The organism is Aurantimonas marina (assembly GCF_017183135.1).
GTDB lineage: Bacteria > Pseudomonadota > Alphaproteobacteria > Rhizobiales > Rhizobiaceae > Aurantimonas > Aurantimonas marina.
In genome coordinates this window covers 20,427-45,981 of sequence record NZ_JADDXW010000012.1, presented here as the reverse complement: position 1 = coordinate 45,981, position 25,555 = coordinate 20,427, and the positions used below count along the sequence as shown (strand labels likewise).

At 63.9% G+C, this 25,555-nt stretch carries 27 protein-coding genes; 14 read left to right on the top strand and 13 right to left on the bottom strand.

Translation table 11 applies throughout. The features are described 5' to 3' along the window. Positions 1-91: 91 nt before the first annotated feature. The 3 genes from fabI to ING15_RS13935 all read right to left on the bottom strand — a co-directional run bounded on the left by fabI (position 92) and on the right by ING15_RS13935 (position 2,574). A complete protein-coding gene (fabI, locus tag ING15_RS13945; protein WP_206455440.1) occupies positions 92-916 on the bottom strand; it encodes an enoyl-ACP reductase FabI in 825 nt (274 codons plus the stop codon). 136 nt (positions 917-1,052) lie between these two features. Further along, positions 1,053-2,018, bottom strand: a complete 966-nt coding sequence (locus ING15_RS13940) for a DnaJ C-terminal domain-containing protein (RefSeq protein WP_206455439.1) — start codon at positions 2,016-2,018, stop codon at positions 1,053-1,055. A 127-nt stretch (positions 2,019-2,145) separates the two neighbouring features. Beyond that, positions 2,146-2,574, bottom strand: coding sequence for an RT0821/Lpp0805 family surface protein (locus ING15_RS13935; protein WP_206455438.1), 429 nt, complete (start codon positions 2,572-2,574; stop codon positions 2,146-2,148). A 70-nt stretch (positions 2,575-2,644) separates the two neighbouring features. Between ING15_RS13935 and pdxH the strand changes: the two genes are divergently transcribed. Next, complete coding sequence (pdxH, locus tag ING15_RS13930) at positions 2,645-3,265, top strand: pyridoxamine 5'-phosphate oxidase (RefSeq protein ID WP_206455437.1); 621 nt, start codon at positions 2,645-2,647, stop codon at positions 3,263-3,265. A 54-nt stretch (positions 3,266-3,319) separates the two neighbouring features. Here pdxH and ING15_RS13925 read toward each other — a convergent pair whose 3' ends face one another. The 3 genes from ING15_RS13925 to ING15_RS13915 all read right to left on the bottom strand — a co-directional run bounded on the left by ING15_RS13925 (position 3,320) and on the right by ING15_RS13915 (position 6,171). Next, positions 3,320-4,024, bottom strand: a complete 705-nt coding sequence (locus ING15_RS13925) for an NAD-dependent deacylase (RefSeq protein WP_206455436.1) — start codon at positions 4,022-4,024, stop codon at positions 3,320-3,322. A 99-nt stretch (positions 4,025-4,123) separates the two neighbouring features. After that, a complete protein-coding gene (gene tldD, locus ING15_RS13920) occupies positions 4,124-5,539 on the bottom strand; it encodes a metalloprotease TldD (RefSeq protein ID WP_206455435.1) in 1,416 nt (471 codons plus the stop codon). Positions 5,540-5,652: 113 nt separating this feature from the next. Next, positions 5,653-6,171: an invasion associated locus B family protein gene (locus tag ING15_RS13915; RefSeq protein ID WP_206455434.1), complete on the bottom strand. Its 519-nt coding sequence runs from the start codon at positions 6,169-6,171 to the stop codon at positions 5,653-5,655. Between the two features lie 375 nt (positions 6,172-6,546). Here ING15_RS13915 and coxB point away from each other — a divergent pair, with 375 nt between their 5' ends. From coxB to ING15_RS13875, 8 genes are all read left to right on the top strand, one after another. Next, complete coding sequence (gene coxB / locus ING15_RS13910; RefSeq protein WP_206455433.1) at positions 6,547-7,458, top strand: cytochrome c oxidase subunit II; 912 nt, start codon at positions 6,547-6,549, stop codon at positions 7,456-7,458. A 29-nt stretch (positions 7,459-7,487) separates the two neighbouring features. Next, positions 7,488-9,089: a cytochrome c oxidase subunit I gene (gene ctaD / locus ING15_RS13905; RefSeq protein WP_206455432.1), complete on the top strand. Its 1,602-nt coding sequence runs from the start codon at positions 7,488-7,490 to the stop codon at positions 9,087-9,089. Positions 9,090-9,223: 134 nt separating this feature from the next. Next, positions 9,224-10,168: a heme o synthase gene (locus tag ING15_RS13900; RefSeq protein WP_206455431.1), complete on the top strand. Its 945-nt coding sequence runs from the start codon at positions 9,224-9,226 to the stop codon at positions 10,166-10,168. Between the two features lies 1 nt (position 10,169). Then, positions 10,170-10,304, top strand: coding sequence for a protoheme IX farnesyltransferase (locus ING15_RS13895; RefSeq protein ID WP_206455430.1), 135 nt, complete (start codon positions 10,170-10,172; stop codon positions 10,302-10,304). Next, positions 10,301-10,933: a cytochrome c oxidase assembly protein gene (locus ING15_RS13890; protein WP_206455429.1), complete on the top strand. Its 633-nt coding sequence runs from the start codon at positions 10,301-10,303 to the stop codon at positions 10,931-10,933. The genes ING15_RS13895 and ING15_RS13890 overlap by 4 nt, the downstream gene beginning before the upstream one ends. A 115-nt stretch (positions 10,934-11,048) precedes the next feature. Next, positions 11,049-11,927 (top strand): cytochrome c oxidase subunit 3, encoded by an 879-nt coding sequence (locus ING15_RS13885; RefSeq protein ID WP_206455428.1) that lies wholly within the window; start codon positions 11,049-11,051, stop codon positions 11,925-11,927. A gap of 92 nt (positions 11,928-12,019) precedes the next feature. Further along, the gene (locus ING15_RS13880) at positions 12,020-12,406 is read left to right on the top strand and encodes a DUF983 domain-containing protein (protein WP_206455427.1); all 387 of its coding nucleotides are present in this window, start codon (positions 12,020-12,022) and stop codon (positions 12,404-12,406) included. 10 nt (positions 12,407-12,416) lie between these two features. Continuing rightward, the gene (locus ING15_RS13875) at positions 12,417-13,199 is read left to right on the top strand and encodes an SURF1 family protein (protein ID WP_456298356.1); all 783 of its coding nucleotides are present in this window, start codon (positions 12,417-12,419) and stop codon (positions 13,197-13,199) included. A 5-nt stretch (positions 13,200-13,204) separates the two neighbouring features. Here the strand turns inward: ING15_RS13875 and ING15_RS13870 are convergent, their stop codons facing one another. Continuing rightward, the gene (locus tag ING15_RS13870) at positions 13,205-13,540 is read right to left on the bottom strand and encodes a PilZ domain-containing protein (RefSeq protein ID WP_206455426.1); all 336 of its coding nucleotides are present in this window, start codon (positions 13,538-13,540) and stop codon (positions 13,205-13,207) included. A gap of 288 nt (positions 13,541-13,828) precedes the next feature. Between ING15_RS13870 and ispH the strand changes: the two genes are divergently transcribed. Genes ispH through rnhA form a run of 3 tightly spaced genes read left to right on the top strand, consistent with a single transcriptional unit; the run spans position 13,829 to position 16,238 of the window. Then, entirely contained in the window at positions 13,829-14,794 is a 966-nt protein-coding gene (gene ispH, locus ING15_RS13865; protein WP_206455512.1) for a 4-hydroxy-3-methylbut-2-enyl diphosphate reductase, read from the top strand. Positions 14,795-14,796: 2 nt separating this feature from the next. Further along, complete coding sequence (locus tag ING15_RS13860) at positions 14,797-15,777, top strand: homoserine kinase (protein ID WP_206455425.1); 981 nt, start codon at positions 14,797-14,799, stop codon at positions 15,775-15,777. Continuing rightward, entirely contained in the window at positions 15,774-16,238 is a 465-nt protein-coding gene (rnhA, locus tag ING15_RS13855; protein ID WP_206455424.1) for a ribonuclease HI, read from the top strand. Before ING15_RS13860 ends, rnhA begins: the two co-directional genes overlap by 4 nt. Before the next feature lie 39 nt (positions 16,239-16,277). On the opposite strand, the gene ING15_RS13850 is transcribed toward rnhA, so the two are convergent. Together ING15_RS13850 and ING15_RS13845 are read right to left on the bottom strand one after the other, a co-directional pair. After that, the gene (locus ING15_RS13850; protein ID WP_206455423.1) at positions 16,278-16,763 is read right to left on the bottom strand and encodes a peroxiredoxin; all 486 of its coding nucleotides are present in this window, start codon (positions 16,761-16,763) and stop codon (positions 16,278-16,280) included. 92 nt (positions 16,764-16,855) lie between these two features. Beyond that, the gene (locus ING15_RS13845; RefSeq protein ID WP_206455422.1) at positions 16,856-17,692 is read right to left on the bottom strand and encodes a protein-disulfide reductase DsbD domain-containing protein; all 837 of its coding nucleotides are present in this window, start codon (positions 17,690-17,692) and stop codon (positions 16,856-16,858) included. Positions 17,693-17,900: 208 nt separating this feature from the next. On the opposite strand from ING15_RS13845, the gene ING15_RS13840 reads away from it, so the two are divergent. Then, on the top strand, positions 17,901-18,503 hold the full coding sequence (locus tag ING15_RS13840; protein WP_408628698.1) for a YqgE/AlgH family protein: 603 nt from the start codon (positions 17,901-17,903) through the stop codon (positions 18,501-18,503). A 66-nt stretch (positions 18,504-18,569) separates the two neighbouring features. Here the strand turns inward: ING15_RS13840 and ING15_RS13835 are convergent, their stop codons facing one another. The 4 genes from ING15_RS13835 to thrC are packed head-to-tail and all read right to left on the bottom strand — an operon-like array spanning position 18,570 to position 24,865. Continuing rightward, positions 18,570-21,467 (bottom strand): EAL domain-containing protein, encoded by a 2,898-nt coding sequence (locus ING15_RS13835; RefSeq protein ID WP_206455420.1) that lies wholly within the window; start codon positions 21,465-21,467, stop codon positions 18,570-18,572. 49 nt (positions 21,468-21,516) lie between these two features. Beyond that, complete coding sequence (locus ING15_RS13830; RefSeq protein WP_206455419.1) at positions 21,517-22,140, bottom strand: GNAT family N-acetyltransferase; 624 nt, start codon at positions 22,138-22,140, stop codon at positions 21,517-21,519. An 8-nt stretch (positions 22,141-22,148) separates the two neighbouring features. Beyond that, complete coding sequence (locus ING15_RS13825) at positions 22,149-23,459, bottom strand: M16 family metallopeptidase (RefSeq protein ID WP_206455418.1); 1,311 nt, start codon at positions 23,457-23,459, stop codon at positions 22,149-22,151. After that, complete coding sequence (gene thrC, locus ING15_RS13820; protein WP_206455417.1) at positions 23,456-24,865, bottom strand: threonine synthase; 1,410 nt, start codon at positions 24,863-24,865, stop codon at positions 23,456-23,458. Before thrC ends, ING15_RS13825 begins: the two co-directional genes overlap by 4 nt. Positions 24,866-25,012: 147 nt before the next feature. Between thrC and ING15_RS13815 the strand changes: the two genes are divergently transcribed. After that, on the top strand, positions 25,013-25,543 hold the full coding sequence (locus tag ING15_RS13815; RefSeq protein WP_206455416.1) for a hypothetical protein: 531 nt from the start codon (positions 25,013-25,015) through the stop codon (positions 25,541-25,543). Positions 25,544-25,555 lie beyond the last annotated feature (12 nt).

The window sequence follows — 25,555 nt, the reverse complement described above, 5'->3', positions numbered from 1 at the left end:
GACCAAAAAGTGGAATCCGGTTTTTGGATCATGCCGATGCTCGATGAGGTGTTAGAGCGTCCTTTATCCGTCCGATCACCCGCACGGCGCTCTAGGGAAGGTCCTTCACCACGGAAATATCGGGCGCATCCACCGCCTTCATGCCGACGGTGTGGTAACCGCAATCGACATGGTGAACTTCCCCTGTGACGCCGCGTGACATGTCGGACAGGAGATACAGCGCCGACTGACCGACCTCGTCGGTGGTCACGGTGCGCTTGAGCGGCGAATTGTACTCATTCCACTTGAGAATGTAGCGGAAATCGCCGATACCCGAGGCGGCCAGCGTCTTGATCGGCCCGGCCGAGATGGCGTTGACCCGGATCGCCTGCTTGCCGAGATCGACGGCGAGATAGCGAACAGATGCCTCCAGAGCGGCCTTGGCGACGCCCATCACGTTGTAGTGCGGCATCACCTTCTCAGCGCCGTAATAGGTCAGCGTCAGGATTGATCCACCATCGACCAGCAGCTTTTCCGCTCGCGCCGCGACTGCGGTGAGCGAATAGACCGAAATGTCCATCGTCTTGCGGAAGTTTTCCCGCGACGTCTCGACATAACGTCCGGTCAGCTCGTCCTTGTCTGAAAAGGCGATGGCGTGAACGAGGAAATCGATCTTGCCCCAGCGCTGTTCGACATCGGCGAAGACGGCGTCGATTGTAGTCTCGTCGGTCACGTCGCAATGTCCGGCAAGAACGGCGCCGATCTCGTCGGCGAGCGGCCCGACGCGCTTCTTCAAGGCATCGCCCTGATAGGTCAGCGCGATCTCGGCTCCCTGCGCGGCAAGCGCCTTGGCGATACCCCAAGCGATCGAGCGGTTGTTCGCAACACCCATGACAAGGCCGCGCTTGCCGTCCATCAGGCTGGTCGACTGGGCCATGGCGTTGTTCCCTTGCATGTCTTGGCAATCGATAGTTTTGCGGCGGCGGGTATGACATAGGCCCGCCCGACCATCAAGCGCAGGGCGTCCGGCCGTTCCGCGCACCCGCTTGATGAACCCATGGCAACACGGCCGGTCAGCCAGCCGCGTTCTCGCTTTCGGCCCGCTGTCTCAGCAAGTCCTCGAGTTCGTGATCGCCGGTCGGCAACATGACCCGCACCGTGGCGAAAAGATCCCCCCGCCCGCCGGACTTGGTGGTCAGGCCCTTGCCGCGAAGACGGAAGGTCTTGCCGGAATCGGTCCAGGCCGGGATCGACAGGGCGATCCGCCCGTCCAGCGTCTCGACCTCGACCTTGCCGCCGAGCACCGCCGTCTTCAGCGGAACCGGCAGATCGTGCACGAGATCGCGCCCCTCGACCCGAAAACGCGGATGCGCGGCGACATTGATGGTCACGAGCGCGTCTCCGGCCGCTCCGCCCGGATAGACCGCCGGCTGGCCCTGTCCCTTCAGCCGGATGGTCTGCCCGTCCTCGACGCCATCGGGAAGCCGGATCGCCAACCGCTTCCCGTTCGGGAAGATGGCCTCGACCTTTTCGTTCGAGACGATGTCGGCAAGCCGCACCCTGAGATTGGCCTTGATGTCGGGAGCCTTGGCCGCCGCTTCGCGCGCCGCCGAAAACCCGCCGCGATCGCCACCCGTGCCGGTACCCGCGCCACGGAATGCCTGTTCGAAGAAGTCGGAGAACGCGCTCTCCGCGCCGAAATCCTCCGCCCGACCCGAGGAGCGGAATTCAAATCCTCCCGGCTGGCCGGCACGCCGCCCGGCGAACGGACTGCCGCCAGTGCCTCCGCCGAAGCCGGAGAAGCCCTGGAATTTCGGCTTGCCTTCGGCATCGATCTCGCCGCGGTCGAATTGCGCCCGCTTCTCCTTGTCACCGAGAATCTCGTAGGCCTGGTTGGCTTCGTTGAAACGCGCCGCAGCGCTGGGATCCTTCGCGTTGGCGTCCGGGTGATACTGCTTGGCGAGCTTGCGGAAGGCCGACTTGATCTCCTTCTCGCTCGCGGATTTTGCGACGCCAAGAGCGGCGTAAGGATCGCGCATGAGGCAATGGGTCCTTCACGATGCGGACGAATGTGGAACGACGGACAGCGGCCAAGCCGCGCCAGAAGCCTATATGTAGGCGGGAGGTGGGAAATTTAAGGGCGAACCGTAAGCCGACAAAGGCAAGTTAGCGATTTTCGTCGAACCGCACGAGCGCCCATTCGCCTTCGCCAATCGTGCAAGCCTCGCCATTGTAGAGGGCGATGCCGTCGAAGCGCTGGCGGGAGGTCTGGAATTTCCGGCAGATCTGCCGTCCCGCACGCACTTCCTGCAGCGCTGTTATGACGCCGCTGGCGCCAGTCTGCGGGTTAGCCCAGGCGTAACGCCCGCCGGCGCCCTCGATATCCGCCGCGGAGACGGCGTTGCGCACCGTGCGCTGGTCCGAGACCTGGTCCGGCGCTTCGGAAATCTGGGCTGGCGCAGCCTTGACCGCCGGCGCAATAGAGCCGGTGATGAGACTTTCATCCACCATGTCGCCATATCCCGGTCCCGCCACGACGCATCCGCCAAGGCCGAGTAGAAGCGCGGTCACTGAAAGAGTTTTGAACGGTGCCATCAATCTCTTATGTCTAAGGTCGCTGCGCGCGATTCGGCAAGGTGTTCCGAAAAGGTAAGTCAGGTTCAATATGGCGAAGGAACTATTAACCCTTGGTGAAACACCGGTCGGAGACGATCCCTATGCCTTGTTCTCCGCATGGCTGGAGGCGGCCGGCGAAGCTGAACCGAATGATCCGGGCGCGACCGCGCTGGCCAGTGTCGACGAAGACGGGCTGCCGGATGTCAGGATGGTGCTCCTGAAGGGGTTCGATGAGCGGGGCTTCGTCGTCTACACCAATTTCGAAAGCGCCAAGGGCCGGCAGATTCTGGCTAGCCGCAAGGCCGCCATGTGCTTTCATTGGAAGTCGCTACGCCGTCAGGTGCGGCTGCGCGGGACGGTCGAGATCGTCAGCGACGCCGAGGCCGATGTTTATTTTGCCGAACGGCCGCGTGGCAGCCGGGTCGGTGCGTGGGCATCGCACCAGTCACGGCCGCTCGAAAGCCGGGCGCTGCTGGAGCGCCGGGTCGCTGAACTCGACGCTCAATATGGCGACGCTCCTATCCCGAGACCGCCGCACTGGTCGGGATTCCGTCTGGTGCCGACGCAGATCGAATTCTGGCAGGATGGCCAGTTTCGCTTGCATGACCGGGCAGTCTTCCGGCGGGAGGGGCCAGGCACGCCCTGGAGCGTCGAACGGTTGTATCCGTAGCGGCCGCCGCCTGCTCGGCGGGTATTCTGTATTGAGACCAAGACGGCCGTCGCGTCAGGTCCCGGAGAGGATTTCGGCCACGAATTCCGGCACCAGGACGCTTGCCTTGCCGTGACGGGCCTCGTCGAAAAGCGGCGTGCCGTCCGATGGCTCGAGATTGAGTTCCAGGGTGTGGATTCCGGCGGCACGCGCCTCGGCGACGAAGCCCGCGGCTGGATAGACCGCGCCGCTGGTGCCGATGGAAACGAACAGATCGGCGGCCAGAAGGCGTTTGTAGATGTCGTCCATGTGATAGGGAATCTCGCCGAACCACACGACGTCCGGGCGCATGCCGCCGGCATGCCCGCAGGCGGCACAGGCCAGATCGACGCGCAAATCACCGTCCGCAACCGAGTGGGCGCCGCAGGTCGCGCAGAACGCCTTGGTGAGCTCGCCATGCATATGGACGATATTTCGCGAGCCGGCGCGTTCGTGCAGATCGTCGATATTCTGTGTGACCAGCGTGACGGCGCCGTCATGGACGCGTTCCAGCTTGGCGAGGGCATGATGGGCCGCATTGGGCTCGACCGTGGAGAGCCCAGCGCGGCGCGCATTGTAGAACGCGTGTACCATCGCCGGATCGCGGGCGAAGCCCTCCGGCGTCGCCACATTCTCCAGTCTCACCCGCGACCAGACCCCGCCCTTGTCGCGGAAGGTTTCGACGCCGGACTCGGCGGAGATGCCGGCGCCGGTCAGGATGAGGATGGAAGAGCGGCGCAAGGGTTTCGGCTGCCTCGTCGAAGTCGGCCCGGCGCGGCCGATGAAAAATATAGTCTCATGCCCGAAGTTATAGTTCCGCTCTGAGGAATGAAGTGCCCTTTAGGCCTCGGTGCCGCCGACCGTCACTTGATCCATGCGCAGATGCGGTTGGCCGACGCCGACGGGCACGCCCTGGCCGTTCTTGCCGCACATGCCGATCCCGGTGTCGAGGGCGACGTCGTTACCGATCATCGACACCCGGTGCATCGCCTCAGGTCCGTTGCCGATCAGCATCGCGCCCTTCACCGGTTCCTCGACCTTGCCGTCGCGGATCCGGTAGGCCTCGGTGCAGCCGAAGACGAACTTGCCGCTGGTGATGTCGACTTGGCCGCCACCGAAGGAGACGGCATAGACGCCGTCCTTGACCGAGGCGATGATTTCCTGCGGCGTGTGCGGCCCTTCCAGCATCATCGTATTGGTCATGCGCGGCATGGGTGAATGGGCGTAGGATTGGCGCCGGCCGTTGCCGGTGGCCGCCATCCCCATCAGCCGGGCGTTCTGGCGGTCCTGCATGTAGCCGACGAGCTTGCCGTCCTCGATCAGCACGGTCCGGTTGGTCGGCGTGCCTTCGTCGTCGATCGTCAGTGAGCCCCGCCGCTCGGCGATGGTGCCGTCGTCGACAACGGTGACGCCCTTGGCCGCCACCTGGCTGCCCATCAGGCCGGAGAAGGCGGACGTCTTCTTGCGGTTGAAGTCGCCCTCCAGGCCGTGGCCCACCGCCTCGTGCAGCATGACGCCCGGCCAGCCGGAGCCGAGCACGATGTCGAAGGTGCCGGCGGGGGCGGGAACGGCACTGAGATTGACCCGGGCCTGGCGCAGCGCCTCGTCGGCAATGCCCTGCCACGTGTCGGTGAGCATGAACTCGCCGAAGCCGGTGCGTCCCCCAGCGCCGAAGGAGCCCGATTCCTGTCGGTCGTCCTTGCCGCAGACGACCGACACGTTGATTCGCACCAGCGGCCGAACGTCCTTGGCCAGGCGTCCGTCGGCGCGCAGGATCTCGACCGTCTGCCATTGCGAGCCGAGCGTCACGGAGACCTGGCGCACATCATCGCCCTTGGCCCGCACGTAGGCGTCGATGTCCTGGAGAAGCCTGACCTTCGCCTCGAAACCCGGCGAGGGGATCGGGTTCTCGTCGCCATAAAGCCTGTGGTTGGTGCCGGTGGGCGGCTCGGCATAGGTCCCGCGATGGCCGGTCTTGACCGCCGAAACGGCCTGGGCCGCGCGTCTCAGAGCGGCGTCGGAAAAGTCACCGGCATGGGCGTAGCCGACTGCTTCGCCCGCGACGGCTCTCAGCCCGAAACCCTGATCGGTCGAGAAATTGCCGGCCTTGAGGCGGCCGTTGTCGAAGACCAGCGATTCCGATTCGCGATATTCAAGGAACAATTCGCCATCGTCCGCGCCGCGAAGCGTTTCGCCCAGGATCGCGTCGATCTCGGCTCGGGAAATGTCGAAGCGCTCGATAAGCGACGCGGTCATGAAGGCTCCTTGGTCGAAAGGTTCGAAGCCACGACATAAGAGCGCGGGAGCCGCATGCCAACGGCTGAAGGACAGGAGTGGATAGCCATGCCGCCGCTCGCGCCGGCCTGCGATCATGGCAGGGCGGCGAAGCCTTCCTTGAAGCCGTCGAGGTCCACCGGGATGCCAATGCCCTGTTCGGGCGTCTGGAAGACGATGAAGGTCGCCATCTTGCCGGCGGACAGCGTTTGCAGCAATTCATCGGCGAGAATCACCTCGGCGAAGCATCCGTCCTGGAAGCAGCGCACGAACTGCGCTCTGCCGATATCCTTGCCGTCGACATAAAGCCCGAGACCATTTGGCAGAAGAATGCCCAGTGGTGCGAGCACACGCAGAATGCGCGCCTGCTGGTCCGCTGTCTTCAGCGCTACGATCGACAGGCCGACTTCGGGCCGGTCTTCGGCCACGACGTTCTGAAGCAGGGCGCATTGTTCGCCGGAGGCACCGGCCGGTTGATCGCAGACAACAGCCCAAGCGCCATGTTGGGACTTGACCGTTCCGGTCGCGCCGGATTGGGCCGCCGCCGGTTGAATGGCTGCTGCGGCGGCGATCAGGACGAAGGCCGCGAGTCGCGGCAAAAAGGTATGTTTCATCGCAAAATCCGAATCAGGCTTGCTTCCCATTTGCCGCATCTATGGCAAATAATTCGTTACCGGCGCAGACGCTTGCCGGCGAGGCGGAGGGCCATCGCGCGCGGACAATCGCACAAAACGAGCATCGCGCGGACCGCTTTCCTTGGCGCAAACCTAGCTAGCGACTGATGTTGCTCGCATTATGCCCGCAGCATCGCGAATATGTCGCAAGCGGGCGGCCGTTCTAAGATGTTGCGGAAAAGCGGGTTTCGTGGTTTGAAGCACTGGGCTACCGGACATATTCGGATTATCGTATGTTTTGGGTGCTGGCGTCAGCCGGATCCAGGCAGTATCCAGTTCGGGACTGGAAACTGACGCGAGCGCGACAGGGAGACAATGCGAGTGAGACGATCGATCTTTGCGGCGACGGCGTTTATAGCGACGACCGGAGCTGCCTTTGCGCAGGAGGCGGCCTTCCTTCCGGGGCAGCCGCATCCGTGGCAGGTGACGCTCCAGGAGGCCATGTCTCCGATCCAGGAGCAGATTCGCTGGTTCAACTGGTACGCTCTGGCCTTCGTCATCCCGATCACCATCATCGTCGCGCTGCTTTTGGGGTGGTGCATCTACCGCTTCCGCGAGAGCCGCAATCGGGTCGCATCGCGTACCAGCCACAATACGCTGATCGAGGTCGTCTGGACCGTGGCGCCGGTGATCATCCTCCTGTTCCTGGCGATCCCGTCCTTCCAGCTTCTGACCGCGCAGTACAATCCGCCAAGCGAGCCGGAGCTGACCGTCAAGGCAACCGGCTACCAGTGGTATTGGGGCTACGAATACCAGCCGGCAGAAGCGTCCTCTGAGGCGCAGGCGGAGCCGGTTTCCTTCGAATCCTATCCGCTGCTCGAAGAGGATCGTGACGGCTTCGGCAAGCAGGACAAGGGGGCCTATCCCCATCTCCTGGCAGTCGACAACGAAATGGTCGTTCCCGTGGATACGGTGATTCGCCTGCTGTCGACCTCCGCTGACGTTATTCACGCCTTTGCGATGCCGTCCATGGGAGTCAAGGTCGATGCTGTGCCGGGCCGCATCAATGAATCCTGGTTCGAGGCGCGGCGGGAAGGCATCTTCTATGGCCAGTGCTCGGAGCTGTGTGGCCAGGCTCACTACAACATGCCGATCGCTATTCGGGTCGTTTCGAAGGAGCAGTTTGCCAACTGGTACGCCGCTGCCTCGCAGGATCTGGAAAATGCCAACGCGCAACTGACCGCAGAGCTCGACTCCGCGGCCGGCATTGCCGTTGCCGGCCGCTGAACATCAACAGGGTTTGAGGGAGATCGACAATGGCCTACGGCGCCACCCACGACGCCCATGACGCTCACAAGCCGTCCGGCTGGACGCGATGGGTCTATTCGACGAACCACAAGGACATCGGGACGCTCTACCTGATCTTCGCGATCTGCGCGGGCATCATCGGCGGTGGCCTCTCGGTCGCGATGCGTATGGAGCTCCAGGAGCCCGGCTTGCAGATCTTCGGCGATCCGCAGCTTTATAACGTATTCACAACCGGGCACGGCCTGATCATGATCTTCTTCATGGTCATGCCGGCCTTGATCGGCGGCTTTGCCAACTGGATGGTGCCGATCATGATCGGCGCGCCGGACATGGCCTTTCCGCGGCTGAACAACATCTCGTTCTGGCTGCTTGCCGTTTCCTTCCCGCTGCTGATCCTGTCGATGTTCGTCGAGGGTGCCCCGGGCTCGAACGGCGCCGGCACAGGCTGGACATTGTATCCGCCGCTGTCGACCTCGGGCCATCCCGGCCCCGCAGTGGACCTCGCGATCTTCTCGCTGCACATCGCCGGCGCGTCGTCGATCCTCGGCGCTATCAACTTCATCACCACCATCCTGAACATGCGGGCGCCGGGCATGACCCTGCACAAGATGCCGCTATTTGCCTGGTCGGTTCTGGTCACAGCTTTCCTGCTGCTGTTGTCGCTGCCGGTTCTCGCAGGTGGCATCACCATGCTGCTCACCGACCGCAACTTCGGCACGACTTTCTTCGCACCGGCCGGTGGCGGCGACCCGATCCTGTTCCAGCATCTGTTCTGGTTCTTCGGTCACCCGGAGGTCTATATCCTGATCCTGCCGGCCTTCGGTATCATCAGCCACATCATCTCGACCTTCTCGAAGAAGCCGGTGTTCGGCTATCTGGGGATGGCCTACGCCATGGTCGCGATTGGCGTCGTCGGCTTCGTCGTGTGGGCGCACCACATGTACACGACGGGCATCTCGCTCAACACGCAGCGCTATTTCGTCTTCGCCACCATGGTCATCGCGGTGCCCACAGGCATCAAGATCTTCTCCTGGATCGCAACTATGTGGGGCGGCTCGCTGTCGTTCAAGACACCGATGTTGTGGGCCCTTGGATTCATCTTCCTGTTCACAGTCGGCGGCGTCACCGGCGTCAAACTGGCCAATGCCGGCCTGGACCGCGTGCTACACGACACCTATTACGTCGTCGCTCACTTCCATTACGTGCTGTCGCTCGGCGCGGTCTTCGCCATCTTCGGAGCCTGGTACTACTGGTTCCCGAAAATGACGGGCTACATGTACAACGAGACGGTGGGCAAGATTCACTTCTGGACGACCTTTATCGGCGTGAACATCCTGTTCTTCCCGCAGCATTTCCTTGGCGCTGCCGGCATGCCACGCCGTTACGTCGACTATCCGGAGGCGTTCGCGGGCTGGAACTTCGTGTCGTCGATGGGCTCCTACATCTCGGCCGTGGGCGTTCTGATATTCCTCTACGGGATCTGGGAAGCCTTCGCGAAAAAGCGGGTCGCCGGGCCCAATCCTTGGGGTGCGGGTGCGACGTCGCTCGAATGGCAGTTGTCCTCGCCGCCACCCTACCACCAATGGGAAGAGCTGCCGCGCGTGAAGTGAGACGCGCCGGCTGACGTCACAGGGTAAATGCGCTACGGTCTTCGGACCGGGCGCGCCAATTCGGGTTCTTCCCTGCCGGGAAGTCGCCCAGCACGACCGGGAAACCGGTCAAATGGACGAGTTCGAGGTTCGACTTGACGCTTCTCGGCCCCACCAATAGCGAAATCCGCTCCAGCGGCGTGAGCCTTGCCGAGCCGCGCGACTTCCTGGCGCTTCTCAAGCCCCGGGTGATGTCGCTGGTGGTGCTTACTGCGATCACCGGACTGGCTCTGGCCCCGGGTTCCGTGCATCCCACGCTGGCGGTCATCTCGATCCTGTCGATCGCGATCGGCGCGGGCGCCTCGGGTGCGCTCAACATGTGGTACGATGCCGACATCGACGGCGTGATGACACGGACGGCGAAGCGGCCGATCCCGGCCGGGCGGGTCGAGCCGGAGACGGCGCTCGCCTTCGGACTCGGGCTGACCCTGCTCGCAGTATCGTTGCTTGGCCTTGCCTCGAACTGGTTCGCGGCCGGGCTGCTCGGCTTCACGATTTTCTTTTACGCCGTCATCTATACGATGTGGCTGAAGCGCTCGACGCCGCAGAACATCGTCATTGGCGGCGCCGCCGGCGCGTTTCCGCCGATGATTGGCTGGGCCGCTGTTACCGGCGGCGTCGCGATCGAGAGCATTGTTCTCTTTTTGATCATCTTTCTTTGGACGCCGCCGCATTTCTGGGCGCTGGCGCTGTTCAAGCTGAAAGACTACGACAACGCCGGCGTGCCGATGTTGCCGAATGTCGCCGGCGAACGCACGACGCGTATCCAGATTTTCCTCTACTCGCTGGTGCTTGTGCCGGTTGGTGTCGCGCCTTGGCTTTTGGGCTTCGCCGGACCGGTCTATGGCATTGCGTCCATCCTTCTTGGCGCGAACTTTCTCCGTCATGCCTATGCCACGTTGCGTATGGCCGACGGTGATCCGAAGATGATCCCTGCCAAGCGGCTGTTTGCCTTTTCCATCCTCTATCTGTTCGGCTTGTTCGTGATTCTCCTCGCGGAGGCCCTTTTGGGGCCTATGCCGACCGTGATCGGAGCCTGATGTGGAAGAGGATCGCGTAAGGCTCACCGATGCGGAGCAGCGGGCGCGGCGGCACCGTTCGATCGCGATCGGCGTCGTCCTCGTGACGCTCGTCGTCATCTTCTATTTCGTCTCGATCGCGAAGATGGCGTCATGAGCGGCGGCGAGCACAATCCTACGAGGCCGCAAACCCGCACGGCCGGGCGCAAGGGCATCGTCATCGCCGTTTCCTGCGCGGCCTTTGCCGTCGGCATGATCGGCGCGGCCTACGCTTCGGTGCCACTTTATCAGCTGTTCTGTCAGGTCACGGGTTACGGTGGCACGACCCAGCGGGCGGAGACCGGCTCCAGTCGCGTCATCGATCGCACCGTGATTGTGCGCTTCGATGGCAACGTGTCCGGTGACCTGCCTTGGGCGTTTCAGCCGAATGATCGGCAGGTTACGGTCAAGCTCGGCGAGACGCGGGAAGTGTCTTATCGGGTGAAGAACAATTCGGACAAGGCGGTCACCGGGCAGGCGACCTTCAACGTCACGCCCAATGCCGCCGGCGTCTATTTCAACAAGATCGCCTGCTTCTGCTTCGACAACCAGACGCTGCAGCCGGGTGAAGAGTTGGATATGCCGATCGTCTTTTACGTCGATCCGGACATGCTGGAAGCGGACGAATTGAAGAATGCGCCGGGCATCACCCTGTCCTACACGTTCTTCAAGGTGGACGATGCCGATGAGTCGGTTGCGGCGGCGCCGGAGATGGGCGCAGGCGAGGATACGATAAACAAGCTGTGAGAGCGTGGGCTGCCGGGATATCGGACGCGTGCCACAGGCAAGAGTGAAGCTGGAATTGGCTCGCGATCTCCGATAGGCAGATCGCGGGCATAGAGGATCAGACCGGGGACCCGTAATGGCAGACACGCACGCCAAGCATCACGACTACCATATCATCGATCCGAGCCCGTGGCCGTTCATCGGCTCCATCGGCGCGTTCATCATGTTGTTCGGCCTCGTCGGCTACATGCGTGACTTCTCCGGCAACCAATTTGTGGTGTTCGGCATCGACATGGCCGGTCCGTGGCTGTTCTTCCTCGGTCTCGCCATCGTCCTCTACGTGATGTTCGCCTGGTGGTCGGATACCATCAAGGAAGGCCGCGAGGGCGCCCATACGCGGGTTGTGTCGCTGCATCTGCGCTACGGCATGATCATGTTCATCGCCTCCGAGGTGATGTTCTTCGCCGCCTGGTTCTGGGCGTTCTTCGACGCCAGCCTTTTTCCCGGCGAAGCCGTGCAGCCGCTGCGCGCCGAAGCGCTGGGCGGGCAATGGCCGCCTGTCGGCATCGACGTGCTCGATCCGCTGCACCTGCCGCTCTTCAACACCATCACGCTGCTTTTGTCGGGCACCACGGTCACCTGGGCTCACCACGCGCTCTTGCACAATGACCGCAAGGGTCTGATCTGGGGATTGGCGCTGACCATCATCCTCGGTGTGATCTTCTCTTACGTCCAGTTCTATGAATACGCCCACGCGCCCTTCGCCTTTGCCGGGTCGATCTACGGTTCGACTTTCTTCATGGCGACCGGTTTCCACGGTTTCCACGTCATCATCGGGACGATCTTCCTCACCGTCTGCCTGATCAGGGCGATGAAGGGGCAGTTCACTCCACAGAAGCATTTCGGCTTCGAGGCGGCTGCCTGGTACTGGCACTTCGTCGACGTCGTCTGGCTGTTCCTGTTCTTCGCCGTCTATATCTGGGGTAGTTGGGGCGCGCCGATCGCCGAGGGCTAAGGCGGTTATCAGCCGGCCGGAGGCGATGTTATGGAGTTGTGGAGGAGGCGGCGCGTGAGCGACCGCCTCTTGCCTTTTCAGGAGATGAACCGATGGGCGAGGACAGGGCGCCGCATACGCTGGCCGAGCCGGCCAGGGCTGGATTGCGAGGCCGCTGTCCCCGCTGCGGCGAGGGGCGATTGTTTTCGGGCTTTTTGACCATCGCGCCGCGCTGTTCCAACTGCGATCTCGATTACGCCTTCATCGATAGCGGCGACGGTCCTGCGGTGTTCGTCATCCTGATCATCGGCTTTGTCGTCGTCGGGCTGGCCCTCTGGCTGGAAGTCGCGGTCGGCCCTCCCTTGTGGGTGCATTTCCTGCTCTGGTTGCCGCTGACACTGATTTTGAGCCTGCCGCTGCTCCGCAGTCTCAAGGGACTGATGATCGCGCTGCAATACAAGCACCAGGCTTCGGAAGGAAGCCTCGACCGTGACCGATGAAGTCGCTCCCGTGAGCCCCACCGCCAAGGACGCGCCAGGCCGCATGTCCCGCGGACGCTTTTGGCTGGCGCTGGCTGGTTGCCTCGTCGGCGTGGCCATCCTCGTCGTGCTTGGCACCTGGCAGGTCGAGCGGCTTCATTGGAAGGAAGGCCTCGTTTCGCGGATCGAGCAACGGACCGATGCCGATCCCATCGACCTCGACACGCTTGTCGCCCGCTTTGCCGAAACCGGCGACGTCGACTACACGCCAGTTACCGCCGAGGGCCGCTTCCTCCACGATGGCGAGCGCTACTTCCTGTCGACCTTCGAGGGCCAGGCCGGCTGGAACGTCTACACACCGTTCGTTACCGCCGGTGGCGACGTCCTCTTCGTCAATCGCGGCTTTGTGCCCTACGAGATGCGCGACCCGGCGACACGGGCGAAGGGGCAGGTCGAGGGACGCGTGACGATCACGGGTCTGGCAAGGAACGCGCCACCCCGGAAGTCAGGTTATTTCGTGCCCGACAACGATACGGCCAAGAAGATCTTTTATTGGCGCGATCTCGATGCGATGGCCGCCGGCCTGACGCTGACGAGCGACGCGCGGCTGCTGCCATTTTTCGTCGATGCAGGGCCGGGGCGCGCGCCCGGCGGTTGGCCTGTCGGTGGGACCACTGTCATCGAGATCGCGAACAGCCATCTGCAATACGCCATTACATGGTACGGGCTGGCCTTGGTGCTCGCCATCATGACGGTCCTGCTCGTGGTGCGGGATCGGCGAGCGGCTCGGGCGGCCACCGGCGCCTCGGGCTGAACTGTTCAGTCGCCGCGTGTCGAATCGGCCCTGCCGAGATTTGAGAGGAGCCGCCGGACCGTGGCGTCCGTATCGCCCCGGTCGTCGCGACCGTCGCTGAATTCGAGGCCGAAATGCCGCATTCGGCGCCAGACGACCTTGGCCGATCTGATCCGCGCGTCATCCCGCTGAACGGAAAACTCGACATCGCGCGAGGGAATGTGTCCACCCGCAGCGACGATTTCGGCGCCATGATCGGACAGGTTCTTGATCCGGACAGGCAGGATCGCGCTTTCGGGGCCGCAGGTCACCGCGCCGGCCAGGCAGACCCGGCGTCGGCGATTGCGTCTTTGCTCGAGCATCGGACCTCTCCCGAATTCATTCGGTATCCTGAGTAAATTCGAAGGACGGCCCCGCCAAGCTTTAGATGTCGTTAGCCTTAACGCCCGTGGCGCTATGGAGCGGCCTATCAGGTCCCGCGAAGCGGTGCTCCGAAAACGGATTCCGATCTCCTGCATCATGCTGTAGGGACGGCGAGACTTGACACATCCCGGACTGATCCCTTCATTCGGCCCCCCAACCGATCCATTCCGCCAACCCCGGAGCCATTCTTGCCCGTCCCCGCCGCAAAGCCGAAACTGACGATCCGCATGTGCGAGCCGCGCGGCTTTTGCGCCGGCGTCGACCGGGCGATCCAGATCGTCGTTCTGGCGCTGAAGAAATACGGCGCGCCGGTCTATGTCCGCCATGAGATCGTCCACAACCGCTATGTCGTCGAAGGTTTGCGCAACATGGGCGCGGTCTTCGTCAAGGAACTCGACGATATTCCCGACGACGGCCAGCCGGTCGTCTTTTCGGCGCATGGCGTGCCGAAATCGGTTCCGGCGGCGGCCGAGGCGCGTGAGATGCTTTATCTCGACGCCACATGCCCGCTGGTGTCCAAAGTCCACAAGCAGGCGATGCGGCACATGCGGCTCGGTCGCCATGTCCTTTTGATCGGTCATCGCGGTCATCCGGAGGTCGTGGGCACCATGGGCCAGTTGCCCGAGGGCGCCGTGACCCTGATCGAGACCGAGGCCGATGTCGCCGCCTATGTTCCGAGCGATCCTTCGGCCCTCGGCTTCGTCACCCAGACGACGCTGTCTGTGGACGACACGATCGGCATCGTGGAAGCGCTGAAGGCGAAGTTTCCGGCGCTGCACGCGCCCTCGTCGGAATCGATCTGCTATGCCACGACCAACCGGCAGGAGGCGGTGAAGGCCGCCGCCCCCGGCGCCGACGTCTTCCTCGTCGTCGGTGCGCCGAACTCGTCGAATTCGCGCCGGCTGGTCGAAGTGGCGGAGCGCTTCGGCGCGGCCGAGGGCGTTCTCGTGGAGGGCGTGGCGGACATTCCCTGGGACGCGGTCGTTCCCGATGGCATCATCGCGATGTCGGCCGGGGCCTCGGCGCCGGAAATCCTCATCGACGCCATCGTCGCTGCCTTCCGCGAGCGGTTCGAGGTCGCCATCGAACTGGTGCGGACGGCGGAGGAGACCGAGAACTTCCCGGTCATGCGCAGCCTTCGCCAGACGCCGCTGACGGCTGCGGACATGGCCTTTGTGAACGGTCAGGTCTGAGCGTGGCGGTCTATACGGACGTTTCGGAATCGCAGCTGACGGCGTTTCTCGCCGACTACGACCTCGGCCCGCTGCTGAGCTACAAGGGCATCGCCGAGGGCGTCGAAAATTCGAACTTTCTGCTGCGCACCGGCGGCGGGACCTTCATCCTGACGCTCTACGAAAAGCGGGTGAACCGCCACGACCTGCCGTTCTTCGTCGGTCTGATGGAGCATCTGGCCGACCGTGGGCTGTCCTGCCCCCTGCCGGTCCACACGCGCGCCGGCGAGTCGCTCGGAGAACTCTCCGGCCGCCCGGCGGCGATCTTCACCTTTCTGGAAGGCATGTGGACCCGCAGGCCCTCATCGGACCATTGCCGGGCCGTCGGCGGCGCCATGGCGCGCATGCACGCCGAAGCTGTCGATTTCCCGCTGCATCGGGCAAACGGCCTGGCACTCGCCGATTGGCGGCCGCTGTTTGCGAGTTGCGATGGCCGCGCCGACGAGGTGGAGCCGGGCCTTTCGGAGGAAATCGCGGCGGAGCTGGCGTTCCTGGAAGCGAACTGGCCGGCGGATATCCCGCGCGGGATCATCCACGCCGATCTCTTCCCCGACAACGTCTTCTTCCTCTCCGGTGAGTTGTCCGGCCTGATCGACTTCTATTTCGCCTGCGATGACCTCCTGGCCTACGATTTGGCGATCGGGCTATGCGCCTGGTGCTTCGAGTCGGATGCAAGCTTCAACGTGACCAAGGGCAGGGCGCTGCTCGAGGGATATGCCGCGGTCAGGCCGTTGCTGGACGAGGAGCTGGCAGTGCTTCCCGTCCTTTGCCGCGGCGCGTCGCTGCGCTTCCTGCTGACGCGGCTCTACGACTGGCTGAACACGCCGGAGGGCTCCTTCGTGACCAAGAAGGACCCGAAGGAATATTTGCGCAAGCTGCGCTTCCACCGCTCGGTCGACAGCGCTTCGGGTTACGGGTTCGATACGGAACGGATGAAGGCATGAGCGGGACGAACCGGGTCGAGGTCCATACCGACGGCGCCTGTTCGGGCAATCCGGGGCCGGGCGGCTGGGGCGCGATCCTGCGCTTCAACGGCGCGGCCAAGGAGTTGAAGGGTGGCGAGGAACTGACCACCAACAACCGCATGGAGCTCACGGCCGTGATCGAGGCGCTGGCCGCTTTGAAGCGACCCTGCGCCGTCGATCTGTACTCCGACTCCACCTATATGCGCGACGGCATCACCAAATGGATTCACGGCTGGAAGCGCAATGGCTGGAAGACCGCCGACAAGAAGCCGGTGAAGAATGCCGAGCTGTGGCAGCGGCTCGAAGCGGAGAAGGGTCGCCACGAGGTCACGTTCCACTGGGTTCGCGGCCATGACGGCAATGAACTCAACGAGCGTGCGGATGAATTGGCGCGGGCGGGCATGGAGCCGTTCAAGAGGGGAAGACGGCCCGCGAGGTAACGTCCGGGCGGACCCTCTTCAAGCGTTTGCCGGAGTGGCTTACAGCTGCTCGAGCAGTGCCTCGGCCGACGATTTGTCCGCCTGACCCGGCGATTCCTCGACATTCAGGGCTTTGACGACGCCGTCCTCGACGATCATCGAATAGCGCTTCGACCGCACGCCGAGGCCCGCCACCGACAGGTCGACGTCGAGGCCGACGGCCTTGGTGAATTCGCCGTTTCCATCCGACAGGAACAGGATCTTGCCGGCCGCGTCATTGGCCTTTTCCCAGGCGCTCATGACGAACACGTCGTTGACCGCCACGACGGCGATGGTATCGACGCCCTTGGCGCGGATCTCGTCATTGTGGGTCAGGAAGCCGGGCAGATGGTTCATCGAGCAGGTCGGCGTGAAGGCGCCGGGCACGGCGAAGAGCACGACCTTCTTGCCGGCGAAGATCTCGTCGGTGGACAGATCAGCGGGCCCGTCCGGCACCTTGGTCTTCAATGTCGCGTTCGGAAGCTTGTCGCCTACGCCGATAGCCATATTTCGTCCCTCTCTGCGCCGCCAAGCGGCTTGATCCTGGCCAAGCGCCAGCGATGCCGGATGTGGGGCACCCAGCCTTTTTGTCGAGCCTGTCAGCCCTGCGAAGGATTGTCCAGAACCACAATGTCGTTGGCCTCGAAGGCGCGTGGACCATCGGTGAAGACGACGTCGATCGTCTCCGGCGCGCCTTCGGCGCCAGGCGGCCGATCCACAACCTCGACCCTGAAGACGAGGTCGTCCGCTTGACTGGTCGGGGCGGCCGGTTCACCGAAATACCAGCCTTCCGGCCCCCGCACGAAAAGATCCGGCGCTTCGGCTGCCCCGGCGTATTCGGCGGTGATCGTCAGCCAGTCACCCGTGCCGTCGGCGACCGCCGATCGGATCCGACCGATGTCGCCCGAGCGGTCCGGCAGCGCCGAGAAGGCCGCTGCGACGACGGGCGCGTCGACGGCCGCGTCGCTCCCGCCGGTGAGGTTCGCCTGTACCGGGATACAGATTTCGGCGCAGACGCCGAGCAGGATCTGCGCTTCGACCGGTCCGATCGCCGCTTGCGGCTTCGGTGCGAGTTCGAAGGCGATCGAGATCGGCTGCTTGTAACCGTTGGCGCGGCTGAAATCCTCACCGAGGCGATGTGGGGCGGGGAAGCGAAGCGTAGCGCCGCCGAGTCCACGGGTCCTTGAAAAGTCGATCGTGGGAGGGATTCCGGAGGCGCCGGGGTCGATCCAGTATGTCTTCCAGCCCGGCGCGAGATCGACGACCAGCGCGCCGCGCACCGTGCCGTCCGGCATGGCGGTCTCGCGCGTCAACCTAATCGTCACCTGATCGGTTGCCAGCGTCGCGCCATCACTCGCGGCGTGAGCTTCGCCGGCCAGAAGAGCGAGGCCAAGCACGGCGGCAACGCCGTGCGCCATCAGGCTGGTCCGTCTCATGATCCACTCCCATCGCGCGGTGGACGAAATCGGGCGAAGACGACCACCGTCAAGCCTCACTAGACCGTATGGCCGTCCGCCCGCCATTCAAAATAACGAGAAGGCATAATTTTCACCCATAGGCGTGGCCCGCTTGCTCTGGTCTAATCGTCCGAATGGTGAGAGTCTTCAGGCCCACATCCGGGCACAATATGTGGTTGGTATGAACATGGATCACGACATCGGACACGACAGCGTCGATACCACGCTCGAGGGGCATTTTCTCATCGCCATGCCGGGCATGGAGGACGAACGCTTCGTGCGCAGCGTGATTTATCTCTGCGCCCATTCGGCGAACGGGGCGATGGGCTTCATCATCAATAAGCCGCAGCCGGTCAGTTTTCCCGCTCTTTTGACCCAACTCGGCATCGTGGCCAGCGAGACAGACATCCACCTGCCGGAGAAGGGACTGGAAGTGTCGGTCTGCATGGGTGGTCCGGTGGAAAAGGGCCGGGGCTTCGTGCTTCACTCGGACGATTACGATTCCGACTCGACCGTGCCGGTGGACGATCGGATTTCGCTGACCCCCACGCTCGATATCCTCAAGGCGATTTCGCAAGGCATCGGTCCCCGCACCGCGATCATGGCGCTCGGCTATGCCGGCTGGGCGCCGGGGCAATTGGAGAACGAAATCGCGGCGAATGGCTGGCTGACCTGCAAGGCCGATCTCGGCATCGTCTTCGATAATCAGCTCGACCAAAAATATGGCCGCGCCCTTGCCTTGCTGGGGATCGACGCGGCGTTCCTGGCCAGCGATGCCGGCCACGCCTAAGGCATCGAACAACAATCGCTTCGCGCTTTTGGCGATCCGCGCTGGTTGCGCCAGCGCGTTACAGCATCAACTAGCCCGCTTCAATCCGGCCATTTGATCGTTCAGCGCCTTGCGTGCCTGCTCGGCCGACAGCGGCTGCGAGAACATGAAGCTCTGGGCGTATTCGCAATTCAGCTGACGCAGCAGGACGACGTCGGCGTCGGTCTCGACGCCTTCCGCGACCACCTGCAAGCCGAGATCGTGGGCCATCGTGACGATCGAGTGCAGGATGATCGGGCGTTGCGGCTGGCTGTTGTTCTTCAGGAACGACTGGTCGATCTTTAGCGTGTCGAAGGGAAAGCCCATCAGATAGGCGAGGGAGGAGTAGCCGGTGCCGAAATCGTCCAGCGAAAGCCCGACGCCGAGGCCGCGCAGCCGCGTCAGCAGTTGCGCCGAGCGCTCGGGATTGTCCATCACGATCGATTCGGTGAGTTCCAGCTTGAGGCTCCCCTGCGGCAGGCGGTAACGCTCCAGAACCGTTTTGACGTCGGCGATCAGGTCCTGACGGATCAACTGCCGGCTGGAGATGTTCACGGACATGAACAGCTTCTGGTTTCCCGTCATCCGGTGCCAGTCGCTCAGTCGCCGGGCAGCTTCCTCGAGGGCGAACTGGCCGAGCTGGACGATCAGGCCCGTGCTCTCGGCGATCGGCACGAACTCGGTCGGCGAGATCGCGCCGCGCCGCGGGTGCTCCCAGCGCAGCAGCGCTTCGAAACCGGCGGTTTCCTCGCCGTCGAGCCGGATGATCGGCTGGAACGCAAGCGACAGCTCGTTGCGCTCGAAGGCGCGGCGCAGGTCCGATTCCACCTGCAGGCGGCCATAGCCGGCGCTCCGGTAGGAGGGTCGGAACGGCTCGATGCGGTCGCCGCCGGACCGCTTCGCCTCGTACATGGCGAGTTCCGCCTCCTTGAGCACCTCGTCCGGGCTGGACGATTCCGTCCAGCCGGTCAGACCGATCGCGCCGGTCAGTACGATTTCCCGGTTGGCGAAGGTGATCGGCGCCTTGATGCCGTCGCGCAGTGTCTCGGCGAAGGCCGCGACGGCCCCGACCTCGGTTTGCGACAACAGGATCAGCCCGAACTGGTCGCTGCCGAGGCGGGCGAGCGAATCCTCGGGCTTCAACAGGCGCTTCAGCCGGCGCCCCAGGGTGAGCAGGATGGTATCGCCGGTGGCGATGCCGAAATCGTCGTTGACCTGCTTGAAGCGATCGAGATCGATCACGAAGATCGTCGGATGGACGTCGGACCGGGTCGCCGCAAGGACGCCAATGGCATCCAGCCGGTCCATGAACAGCTCGCGGTTGGGCAGTCCGGTCAACTGGTCGTGCAGCGCATCGTGCAGCAGCCGCTCCTCAGCCTTCTTGCGCTCGGTCACATCCTTCAGCGTCCCGACGCAGCGCGCAACCTCGCCATCGCTGCCGAGGACCGGGCGGGCGCGCAGCGCCATCCAGTGATAATGCCCGTCTTCGTCGCGCAAACGGAATTCCTGCGAGATGCGCCCGCGGCGATGTTCCAGGATCGTGTCCAAAGTCAGCCTGAAGCGATCGCGGTCGTCGGGGTGGAGGATCGGCAGCCAGTCCCGCGCCGGACCGTTCATCGATGCGACCGGCATGCCGGCGAGAGCGTCGCCGTCGGCGCCGGCGAAGATGCGGTCGCGGCTGACGTCCCAATCGAAGATCGCGTCCCCGGTGCCCGCCAGCGCCAGCGAGCGCCGCTCCATGTCCGACAAAAGTCCCTGCGCGAAGCCACCGCCGGCGAAGGCATGCTGCATCACCGTGAAGCCGATGAGGAGCACGATCAGCACCAGACCGCCGCCGAGCGCCGGCTGGATGATGTCGTTGTCGATGCGGCCGGTTGTCGTCATCCACCCGGCGACGAGCCACAGCAGGATGAGACACCAGGTCGGGATCAGCATGATTGCCCGGTCGAAGCCCTGGGCGGCGAACGTCGCGATCAGCCCAAGCCCGACGACCGCGGTGGCGGCAAGCGAGAGGCGGGCGATTCCCGAGGCGATCACCGGATCGAAGGCGGCCACGGCGCCCAGCGTTCCGAGCGCTGCGAGCCACAGCACGGTAAAGATCGACAATAGGCCGTGCCAGCGGTTGAGATTGAGGTAGGCGTAGAGAAAGACGACCAGCGTGAAGGCGAGCGCCACCTCCGTTCCGGCGCGCCACATTCGTTCCTGTCCCGGCAGGATCGGCACGAGTTTCTGCCAGAAATCGAAGTCGATGCAGATATAGGCGAGCACGGCCCAGGCGAGCGCGGCCGTCGCGGGAAACATCGCCGAGCCCTTGACCACGAACAGGATGGTCAGGAACACCGCCAGCAGGCCGGAAATGCCGAGGACGATGCCGCGGTACAGGGTAAAGGCGTTGATCGTGTCCTTGTAGGCGTTCGGCTCCCAAAGCCGGATATCCGGGAGGTTGTAGGCCGTCAGTTCGGCGACAAAGGTGACGATCGCGCCCGGATCGAGCGTCACCAGAAAGACGTCGGCGTCCGAGCTGGGTTGGCGTTCGAGCGCGAAGCCCTGGGAGGGCGTGATCGAGGCGATACGCTGGGAGCCGAGATCCGGCCAGACGATACCCGATCCGACGAGACGGAAATGCGGCGCGACGACGAGGCGGTCGATCTGCTCGTCGGTGTTGTTGGCGAGAGCAAAGACCGCCCAATTGCCCGAGGCGTCGGGTGAATTCGCCTCGATCTCGATCCGTCGCACGATCCCGTCGGCGCCGGGAACGGTGGCGACCTGGAAGCTGCGTCCCTGGCCGCGATGGATGTCAACGGCGGGTTTCAGGTCGATGGCGGTGTCGTCCCGCGAAATGCTGACGGGCTCCAACGCCCGCGACGGTGCCGCGGTGACGAAAGACGCCAGGACGAGCGCGATGAGCGCGAGAATCAGTTTCCCGGACGGGAGTGTGGATCGCATAGCCGTTCGCGAAGCCTTCTTGCGTCTCTGCGTCACAGCCATGCCGCGATCACTCCGCGGGGAGGGCACAGAGCCGTTCCCTGGACCTCGATCGCGACCATTCTTCGGCGAGCAGCGCGTAAAGATAATGATCCTCCCACCGCCCGGCGATTTTGAGATAGTTTCGCAGATGACCCTCGCGTGTGAAACCGCATTTTTCCAACAACCTTATCGATCGGGTGTTGGACGGCAGGCATGCTGCCTCGATACGATGCAGCCCCTGCACGTCGAAGGCGAACAGCTTCATGAGATCGACCGCCCGTGGCATCAGCCCGGAGCCGGCATAGCGCTCGCCCATCCAGTAGCCCAATGTGCCGGATTGGGCGACCCCCCGCCGGATCTGGCCGATGGTTGTGCCGCCGTACAGCGTTCGGCCTTCCGCGTCGAACAGAAAGAAGGTGAAGCTGGTGTTTTCGCGCGCGTCCTGATTGTAGCGGCGAATACGCAGGCGATAGGCCTCCCACGACAACTCATCTGCCGTCCATAACGGCTCCCACGGCTTCAGGAACTCGCGACTGTCGCCTCTTAGCGCTCGCCAGGCCGCGTAGTCGCCGCGCCGGGGCATGCGCAGCAAGATCCCGTCGCCTTCCAGGCTCGGAAGCTGCGGTCCAGTCAGATGGTCGAGAATGCTCATCGCCCGCGTCAGTGACCTGCGGCGACCCTGGCCTCGGATCCCGCCCCGCTATCGAGGCGGGCGACGATCTCGGCGGTATCTGGCAGGCGCGATACCGGGCCGATGGCGGCGAGCGTCGGGGGCTGGCCCATGAATAACCGCTCGGCGAGGTCGGACAGGCGCGGCGCCGTGATCGCGTCGAGACGTCCGATCAGTTCCTCATTGGCGATCGTCGAACCGTTGAACAGAAGCTGGCGAGCGATCTGCGCGGCCCGGGAGGCGGGGCTCTCCTGCGACATCAACAGGCTGGATCGCATTTGCGCGCGGGCGCGCGTGACCTCCACCTCGGTGATCCCGGCTGCCGCATTGACAAGTTCGTCGACGATCACCGGCGCGAGTTCGGCGAGTTCCGCCTCGCCCGTCGCGGCATGGACGCCGAAGATGCCGGAATCGGAAAAGCTCCAGTGGAAGGCGTAGATGGCGTAGCAAAGGCCCCGCCGCTCGCGCACTTCCTGGAACAGCCGTGACGACATCCCGCCCCCGAGAATCAGCGACAGCACCTGCGAGGCGTAGAAATCGCGAGCGTAATAGGGGCGCCCCTCGAATCCAAGAACCATCTGGGCGTCCATCAGGTCGCGTTCCTGACGGAACTCGCCGCCGGTATAGGCGGCCGGCGTGCGCGGCTCCGAGCGCAGCGGCAAGGGCGACGCCACGCTCGATCCGAACGCGGCCTGCACCTGGTCCACGATCGCCTGGTGGGAGACGGCGCCCGCCGCCGAAACGATCATCCGGTCGGGCGAATAGTGCCGCGCCAGATAGGTCCGCAGGTTGCCCGGGTCGAAGGATTTGACCGTCTGCCGCGTGCCGAGGATCGGCCTGCCGACGATCTGGCCGCGATAGGCCGCTTCCTGGAAATGATCGAAGACGATGTCGTCCGGCGTGTCCTCGGCCGCGCCGATTTCCTGCAGGATCACCTGTTGCTCGCGTTCGAGCTCCTGTTCGTCGAAGCGTGAGTCGATCAGGATGTCGGTCAGAATGTCGAGCGCCAGCGGCACGTCGTTTTTCAGGACACGCGCGTAGTAGGAAGTCGTCTCGGAACTGGTTGCCGCGTTGATCTCGCCGCCGACGTCCTCGATTTGCTCGGCGATCTGGCGGGCGTTGCGGCGATTCGTGCCCTTGAAGGCCATGTGCTCGAGCAAATGGGCGATGCCATGCTCCTCGGGCGCCTCGTCGCGGGCGCCGGCCTTCACCCAGATTCCCAGGCAGGCGCTCTCCAGATGCGGCATGGTCTCGGTGGCGATGGTCAGACCGTTCGAGAGCTTCGTGATGTCGACGCTCATGCTTCGGCTCCCTGACTGACGGCGCGCGATCGCGCGAGAATATAGTCTTGGACCGCGCCGATTTCGTTCGGCAACCGGTCCAGCGTCTCGCGCTTTTGCATGAGGTCGGCGTGGCTCGGCGGCAGCGCCGGCGAAATCCCCGTCGCCTTCTTGATCGCGGCCGGAAATTTCGCCGGATGAGCTGTGCCGAGCGTGATCATCGGCTCGCGGCCGAGGCGGCTTTCCGCGACCGCGACAGCGACGGCGGTATGCGGGTCGATGAGGTAGGCCGTCGTCGTCAGCATCCGCGCGATCGTTTCGGCGGTCGCCGGTTCGTCGGTCGTCCCGGCGTCGAATTCCGCGCGGATCGCGGCCAGAACCGGTTCGCGAAGGGTAAAGCTACCGGATTGGGACAGTTGCTGCATCAGCCGCCGTACCATCTCGCCATCACGTCCGCTCGCCTCGAAGATCAGGCGTTCGAAATTGGATGAGACCTGGATGTCCATCGACGGCGACATGGTGGCGTGGACGCCGGTGGTCTCGTAGCGTCCGCGATCGAGCGTGCGAACCAGGATGTCGTTCTCATTGGTGGCGATCACCAGCCGCTCGACCGGCAGGCCCATGCGCTTGGCGCCGTAACCGGCGAAGATGTCGCCGAAATTACCCGTCGGAACGGTGAAGGAAACAGCTCGGTCCGGCGCGCCAAGGCTGGCCGCGGCGGTGAAATAATAAACGATCTGGGCCATGATCCGGCCCCAGTTGATCGAGTTGACGCCCGAAAGCGCGACCGTCTCGCGGAACCGGCGGTCGTTGAACATCGCCTTGATCAGGGCCTGGCAGTCGTCGAAGGTTCCATCGATAGCGACGGCATGGACGTTGTCGGCCCCGGAAGTGGTCATCTGGCGCTGCTGCACCGGCGAGACGCGCCCATGCGGGAACAGGATGAAGATGTCGGTCCGCTGGCTTGCGGCGAAGGCCGCGATTGCCGCGCCTCCGGTGTCGCCCGAGGTCGCACCGACGATGCTGGCGCGCCGCTTCCGCTGGCCGAGGACATGGTCCATCAGGCGCGCGATGAGCTGCATCGCGACGTCCTTGAAGGCCAATGTCGGTCCATGGAACAGCTCCAGAACGAAGTGCGAGGGGCCGATCTGGACGAGGGGGGCGACCGCTGGATGCGGGAAGGTCGCATAGGCGTCTTCCACCATCCGCTTCAGGTCCGCGGCTGCGATATCGTCGCCCACGAACGGGGCGAGAATGTCGAAGGCCACTTCTGCATAGGGACGTCCGGCGAAACCGCGAATGGTGTCGGCGGACAGGACCGGCCAGGTCTCGGGCACATAGAGCCCACCATCGCTCGCGAGACCTGCCAGCAGGGCGTCGGCGAAGCCGAGCACCGGCGCCTCGCCCCGCGAACTCACATATTGCACATCGTCTCCACTTCGCTTCGGATCGGAGCCGCCCGTGATCTGGCCGACCAGTTTGCCGGTCGCCCGTCTGGCATGACTTCGATCAGTCGCCTATCCGTTCACGGGCTGATATAGAACGGCAGGCCACAATAAGGGAAGAACCGACTGATGCATATGGTGATCGCTGCAAGGGGTCTGGCATTCGGCGGCGCGCTGGCGCTGCTTGCGGCCTGCTCCTCGACGAATTCCGGCGCCGATCTCGCGAGCAACGCGGCACCGCCGGCGTCCACAGCCGACGCGCAGGGGACCGAGGCGCGATATTGTCCGAATGTGAACTTGCGCGAGGGCACCGCCATTCTCACTAAGAAGGCCGGCGACGACATCGACTATGTGGCGTCAGTGACAGAAGCGACCCGCGATTGCCGGATCGTTGATGGAAAGTTGCGAATGAAGATCGGCATCGCCGGAAGGGTGATGCCCGGACCCGCGGCGACGAACCGGACCGTGTCGCTGCCGATCCGGATCGCGATCCTCAACGGCGAGGATGTGATCTATTCCCAGCTCGGCCAGACCAGCGTGCCGGTCACCCGGAACGCGGGCGCGCAGACATTCGTCTATGTCGACGAGGCCATCGCGATCGATCCGGCCTCGGCGCGGGCCGTGGTGGTCTATGCGGGCTACGACGAAGGGGCCCGATAGGGCGACAAGCCG

Coding starts and splice junctions, on each gene's coding strand:
- ING15_RS13840 (WP_408628698.1), top strand. CDS start 17,901: ATGGATCACGACATCGGACACGACAGCGTCGATACCACGCTCGAGGGG.
- ING15_RS13940 (WP_206455439.1), bottom strand. CDS start 2,018: ATGCGCGATCCTTACGCCGCTCTTGGCGTCGCAAAATCCGCGAGCGAG.
- rnhA (WP_206455424.1), top strand. CDS start 15,774: ATGAGCGGGACGAACCGGGTCGAGGTCCATACCGACGGCGCCTGTTCG.
- ING15_RS13825 (WP_206455418.1), bottom strand. CDS start 23,459: ATGAGCGTCGACATCACGAAGCTCTCGAACGGTCTGACCATCGCCACC.
- ING15_RS13835 (WP_206455420.1), bottom strand. CDS start 21,467: ATGCGATCCACACTCCCGTCCGGGAAACTGATTCTCGCGCTCATCGCG.
- ING15_RS13880 (WP_206455427.1), top strand. CDS start 12,020: ATGGGCGAGGACAGGGCGCCGCATACGCTGGCCGAGCCGGCCAGGGCT.
- ING15_RS13850 (WP_206455423.1), bottom strand. CDS start 16,763: ATGGCTATCGGCGTAGGCGACAAGCTTCCGAACGCGACATTGAAGACC.
- ING15_RS13830 (WP_206455419.1), bottom strand. CDS start 22,140: ATGAGCATTCTCGACCATCTGACTGGACCGCAGCTTCCGAGCCTGGAA.
- ING15_RS13935 (WP_206455438.1), bottom strand. CDS start 2,574: ATGGCACCGTTCAAAACTCTTTCAGTGACCGCGCTTCTACTCGGCCTT.
- ispH (WP_206455512.1), top strand. CDS start 13,829: ATGTGCGAGCCGCGCGGCTTTTGCGCCGGCGTCGACCGGGCGATCCAG.
- pdxH (WP_206455437.1), top strand. CDS start 2,645: ATGGCGAAGGAACTATTAACCCTTGGTGAAACACCGGTCGGAGACGAT.
- ING15_RS13870 (WP_206455426.1), bottom strand. CDS start 13,540: ATGCTCGAGCAAAGACGCAATCGCCGACGCCGGGTCTGCCTGGCCGGC.
- tldD (WP_206455435.1), bottom strand. CDS start 5,539: ATGACCGCGTCGCTTATCGAGCGCTTCGACATTTCCCGAGCCGAGATC.
- fabI (WP_206455440.1), bottom strand. CDS start 916: ATGGCCCAGTCGACCAGCCTGATGGACGGCAAGCGCGGCCTTGTCATG.
- ING15_RS13915 (WP_206455434.1), bottom strand. CDS start 6,171: ATGAAACATACCTTTTTGCCGCGACTCGCGGCCTTCGTCCTGATCGCC.
- ING15_RS13890 (WP_206455429.1), top strand. CDS start 10,301: ATGAGCGGCGGCGAGCACAATCCTACGAGGCCGCAAACCCGCACGGCC.
- ING15_RS13815 (WP_206455416.1), top strand. CDS start 25,013: ATGCATATGGTGATCGCTGCAAGGGGTCTGGCATTCGGCGGCGCGCTG.
- ctaD (WP_206455432.1), top strand. CDS start 7,488: ATGGCCTACGGCGCCACCCACGACGCCCATGACGCTCACAAGCCGTCC.
- ING15_RS13845 (WP_206455422.1), bottom strand. CDS start 17,692: ATGAGACGGACCAGCCTGATGGCGCACGGCGTTGCCGCCGTGCTTGGC.
- coxB (WP_206455433.1), top strand. CDS start 6,547: ATGCGAGTGAGACGATCGATCTTTGCGGCGACGGCGTTTATAGCGACG.
- ING15_RS13885 (WP_206455428.1), top strand. CDS start 11,049: ATGGCAGACACGCACGCCAAGCATCACGACTACCATATCATCGATCCG.